Here is a 5,428-nt window from a genome sequence, read left to right on the forward strand (position 1 = left end):
AAAAGCAAAAACCCCTCGGTCCTTGTGGACGGAGGGGTTTTTTGGTGTAACAAGCCTGACGATTACCTACTTTCACACTGGTTGCAGCACTATCATCGGCGCGAAGTCGTTTCACGGTCCTGTTCGGGATGGGAAGGGGTGGGACCGACTCGCTATGGTCATCAGGCATAACTTGTAGTGTTGCGTGCTTTGCCGTTTTTCTGGCAAGAGCAAACAACGCAATCTGGGAAGAAGTAGTGTTATGTAGGGGTCTACATATATTTTGGCGGGTGTGATGCTCAATCGAGTCACACGCTGTCTTGCCTATACCTGCTAAGGTTATAGGGACAAGCCGCACGGGCAATTAGTATCAGTTAGCTTAACGCATTACTGCGCTTCCACACCTGACCTATCAACGTCCTGGTCTCGAACGACCCTTTAGGGGAATCAAGTTCCCGGGAAGTCTCATCTTGAGGCAAGTTTCCCGCTTAGATGCTTTCAGCGGTTATCTCTTCCGAACTTAGCTACCCGGCAATGCCACTGGCGTGACAACCGGTACACCAGAGGTTCGTCCACTCCGGTCCTCTCGTACTAGGAGCAGCCCCCCTCAAACTTCCAACGCCCACGGCAGATAGGGACCAAACTGTCTCACGACGTTTTAAACCCAGCTCACGTACCACTTTAAATGGCGAACAGCCATACCCTTGGGACCGGCTACAGCCCCAGGATGTGATGAGCCGACATCGAGGTGCCAAACTCCCCCGTCGATATGAACTCTTGGGAGGAATCAGCCTGTTATCCCCAGAGTACCTTTTATCCGTTGAGCGATGGCCCTTCCATACAGAACCACCGGATCACTATGTCCTACTTTCGTACCTGCTCGACTTGTCAGTCTCGCAGTTAAGCACGCTTATGCCATTGCACTATTAGCACGATGTCCGACCGTACCTAGCGTACCTTCGAACTCCTCCGTTACACTTTGGGAGGAGACCGCCCCAGTCAAACTGCCTACCATGCACTGTCCCCGACCCGGATAACGGGCCAAGGTTAGAACCTCAAACAAACCAGGGTGGTATTTCAAGGACGGCTCCACGGCAACTGGCGTCACCGCTTCAAAGCCTCCCACCTATCCTACACAGATTGGTTCAAAGTCCAATGCAAAGCTACAGTAAAGGTTCATGGGGTCTTTCCGTCTAGCCGCGGGTAGATTGCATCATCACAAACACTTCAACTTCGCTGAGTCTCGGGAGGAGACAGTGTGGCCATCGTTACGCCATTCGTGCAGGTCGGAACTTACCCGACAAGGAATTTCGCTACCTTAGGACCGTTATAGTTACGGCCGCCGTTTACTGGGACTTCAATCAAGAGCTTGCACCCCATCATTTAATCTTCCAGCACCGGGCAGGCGTCACACCCTATACGTCCACTTTCGTGTTTGCAGAGTGCTGTGTTTTTATTAAACAGTCGCAGCCACCAGTTTATTGCAACCCCTTCACCCTCCTGGCGCAGGCCAGTCAAGCTACAAGGGCGTACCTTATCCCGAAGTTACGGTACCAATTTGCCGAGTTCCTTCTCCCGAGTTCTCTCAAGCGCCTTAGAATACTCATCTCGCCCACCTGTGTCGGTTTGCGGTACGGTCTCGTTAGACTGAAGCTTAGAGGCTTTTCTTGGAACCACTTCCGATTGCTTCGCGGCATAAAGCCGCTCGTCCCATACCCTTGAATTACGCCAGCGGATTTGCCTACTGGCCTTCTTTGATACAGGAACCGGGACATCCAACACCCGGACAACCTTCCGCGATCCGTCCCCCCATCGCATCTAACGACGGTGCAGGAATATTAACCTGCTTCCCATCAGCTACGCATCTCTGCCTCGCCTTAGGGGCCGACTCACCCTGCTCCGATGAACGTTGAACAGGAAACCTTGGGCTTACGGCGTGCGGGCTTTTCACCCGCATTATCGCTACTCATGTCAGCATTCGCACTTCTGATACCTCCAGCATCCTTTACAAGACACCTTCGCAGGCTTACAGAACGCTCTCCTACCATCTGCATTACTGCAGATCCGCAGCTTCGGTGACTGGCTTAGCCCCGTTACATCTTCCGCGCAGGACGACTCGATCAGTGAGCTATTACGCTTTCTTTAAAGGATGGCTGCTTCTAAGCCAACCTCCTGACTGTTTTAGCCTTCCCACTTCGTTTTCCACTTAGCCAATCTTTGGGACCTTAGCTGGCGGTCTGGGTTGTTTCCCTCTTGACGCCGGACGTTAGCACCCGACGTCTGTCTCCCAAGCTCGCACTCACCGGTATTCGGAGTTTGCAATGGTTTGGTAAGTCGCGATGACCCCCTAGCCATAACAGTGCTCTACCCCCGGTGGTGATACTTGAGGCACTACCTAAATAGTTTTCGGAGAGAACCAGCTATTTCCAAGTTTGTTTAGCCTTTCACCCCTACCCACAGCTCATCCCCTAACTTTTCAACGTTAGTGGGTTCGGACCTCCAGTGCGTGTTACCGCACCTTCATCCTGGCCATGGGTAGATCACTTGGTTTCGGGTCTACACCCAGCGACTGAACGCCCTATTCGGACTCGCTTTCGCTACGCCTTCCCTACACGGTTAAGCTTGCCACTGAATGTAAGTCGCTGACCCATTATACAAAAGGTACGCAGTCACCCCTTGCGAGGCTCCTACTGTTTGTATGCACACGGTTTCAGGATCTATTTCACTCCCCTTCCGGGGTTCTTTTCGCCTTTCCCTCACGGTACTGGTTCACTATCGGTCGATATCGAGTATTTAGCCTTGGAGGATGGTCCCCCCATGTTCAGACAGGGTTTCACGTGCCCCGCCCTACTTGTCGCAAGCTTAGTTCCACACCAGGGATTTCGTGTAAGGGGCTATCACCCTCTATGGCCGCACTTTCCAGAGCGTTCCACTATCGCTGATGCTAAATCTTGCAGGCTGGTCCCATTTCGCTCGCCACTACTTTGGGAATCTCGGTTGATTTCTTTTCCTGCAGCTACTTAGATGTTTCAGTTCGCCGCGTTCGCTTCACACACCTATGTATTCAGTGTGAGATGACCTAAAAGGCCGGGTTTCCCCATTCGGAAATCTGCGGATCAAAGTGTGTTTGCTCACTCCCCGCAGCTTATCGCAAGCTACTACGTCCTTCATCGCCTGATATCGCCAAGGCATCCACCATGTGCACTTAGTCGCTTGTCCCTATAACGTTAGCTTCTGTTGCCAGAAACGCTATAGAGCTTGAGTTTGCGTGCCGTATTCCAGACTACTCGTATTGCTACGAGAACTCTTTCATACATATGATTGATACAATCACAACCCACCAGTCTTCTCCAACACGTCATCACAACGCATCAGATCCAACTGATAAATCTTTACTACTTCTTCCAGATTGTTAAAGAACAAAACAGCCAATGATCTAAACGATCAAACCTAAATCACGTCGCCATCCGGCGATGACTTAGGTTTGATGTCTTGGTGGAGGTTGACGGGATCGAACCGACGACCCCCTGCTTGCAAAGCAGGTGCTCTCCCAGCTGAGCTAAACCCCCGAAACTTTGATGGTGGGTCTAGTTGGGCTCGAACCAACGACCCCCGCGTTATCAACACGGTGCTCTAACCAGCTGAGCTACAGACCCATTGCTGTTCTCGAATAACACGCCGATAAGTGTGAACGCTTGACTTCAGCTGCAAACTCTAGAAAGGAGGTGATCCAGCCGCACCTTCCGATACGGCTACCTTGTTACGACTTCACCCCAGTCACGAATCCTACCGTGGTAAGCGCCCTCCTTGCGGTTAGGCTACCTACTTCTGGTAAAACCCGCTCCCATGGTGTGACGGGCGGTGTGTACAAGACCCGGGAACGTATTCACCGCGACATGCTGATCCGCGATTACTAGCGATTCCAACTTCATGGAGTCGAGTTGCAGACTCCAATCCGGACTACGATACACTTTCTGGGATTAGCTCCCCCTCGCGGGTTGGCAGCCCTCTGTATGTACCATTGTATGACGTGTGAAGCCCTACCCATAAGGGCCATGAGGACTTGACGTCATCCCCACCTTCCTCCGGTTTGTCACCGGCAGTCTCATTAGAGTGCCCTTTCGTAGCAACTAATGACAAGGGTTGCGCTCGTTGCGGGACTTAACCCAACATCTCACGACACGAGCTGACGACAGCCATGCAGCACCTGTGTGCAGGTTCTCTTTCGAGCACCCCAAGATCTCTCCTGGGTTCCTGCCATGTCAAGGGTAGGTAAGGTTTTTCGCGTTGCATCGAATTAATCCACATCATCCACCGCTTGTGCGGGTCCCCGTCAATTCCTTTGAGTTTTAATCTTGCGACCGTACTCCCCAGGCGGTCAACTTCACGCGTTAGCTGCGTTACCAAGTCAATTAAGACCCGACAACTAGTTGACATCGTTTAGGGCGTGGACTACCAGGGTATCTAATCCTGTTTGCTCCCCACGCTTTCGTGCATGAGCGTCAGTGTTATCCCAGGGGGCTGCCTTCGCCATCGGTATTCCTCCACATATCTACGCATTTCACTGCTACACGTGGAATTCTACCCCCCTCTGACACACTCTAGCCGTGCAGTCACAAATGCAGTTCCCAGGTTAAGCCCGGGGATTTCACATCTGTCTTGCACAACCGCCTGCGCACGCTTTACGCCCAGTAATTCCGATTAACGCTCGCACCCTACGTATTACCGCGGCTGCTGGCACGTAGTTAGCCGGTGCTTATTCTTCCGGTACCGTCATCCCCCCGGGATATTAGCCCAAGGGATTTCTTCCCGAACAAAAGTGCTTTACAACCCGAAGGCCTTCTTCACACACGCGGCATTGCTGGATCAGGGTTGCCCCCATTGTCCAAAATTCCCCACTGCTGCCTCCCGTAGGAGTCTGGGCCGTGTCTCAGTCCCAGTGTGGCTGGTCGTCCTCTCAGACCAGCTACTGATCGTCGCCTTGGTAGGCCTTTACCCCACCAACTAGCTAATCAGATATCGGCCGCTCTAAGAGCATGAGGTCTTGCGATCCCCCACTTTCACCCGTAGGTCGTATGCGGTATTAGCTAGTCTTTCGACTAGTTATCCCCCACTCTAAGGCACGTTCCGATACTTTACTCACCCGTTCGCCACTCGCCGCCAGGATTGCTCCCGCGCTGCCGTTCGACTTGCATGTGTAAGGCATGCCGCCAGCGTTCAATCTGAGCCAGGATCAAACTCTTCAGTTCAATCTCTGTTGTGGCATTGCTGCCAGGTTCCTAAGAACCGTCACCCACTCAAAATACTGACAGGTCAGTTCTTGCGAACTTACCTATATTTCTCTGTGAGCACTTCATGTTTTAAGTTACACGCTGATTGCTCAGCGCCGCAACACTCCACCAAGCGCCCACACTTATCGGCTGTTATTTGTTAAAGAACCTGTCTGCCA

Annotated in this window: 2 tRNA genes and 3 rRNA genes; all 5 read right to left on the bottom strand. The window is 52.2% G+C overall.

Annotation, left to right across the window (positions count from 1 at the left end):
- Positions 1–53: 53 nt before the first annotated feature.
- A 5S ribosomal RNA gene (gene rrf, locus ACYVIA_RS22100) occupies positions 54–166 on the bottom strand.
- A gap of 156 nt (positions 167–322) precedes the next feature.
- Positions 323–3,198 (bottom strand): 23S ribosomal RNA (locus ACYVIA_RS22105).
- A gap of 274 nt (positions 3,199–3,472) precedes the next feature.
- A tRNA-Ala gene (locus tag ACYVIA_RS22110) sits at positions 3,473–3,548 on the bottom strand.
- Between the two features lie 10 nt (positions 3,549–3,558).
- Positions 3,559–3,635 (bottom strand) — tRNA-Ile (locus ACYVIA_RS22115).
- A 62-nt stretch (positions 3,636–3,697) separates the two neighbouring features.
- Positions 3,698–5,228 (bottom strand): 16S ribosomal RNA (locus tag ACYVIA_RS22120).
- Together the 16S, 23S and 5S rRNA genes with 2 tRNA genes alongside form the textbook arrangement of a ribosomal RNA operon.
- Between the last annotated feature and the right edge of the window lie 200 nt (positions 5,229–5,428).

This window comes from Noviherbaspirillum agri (genome assembly GCF_054780595.1).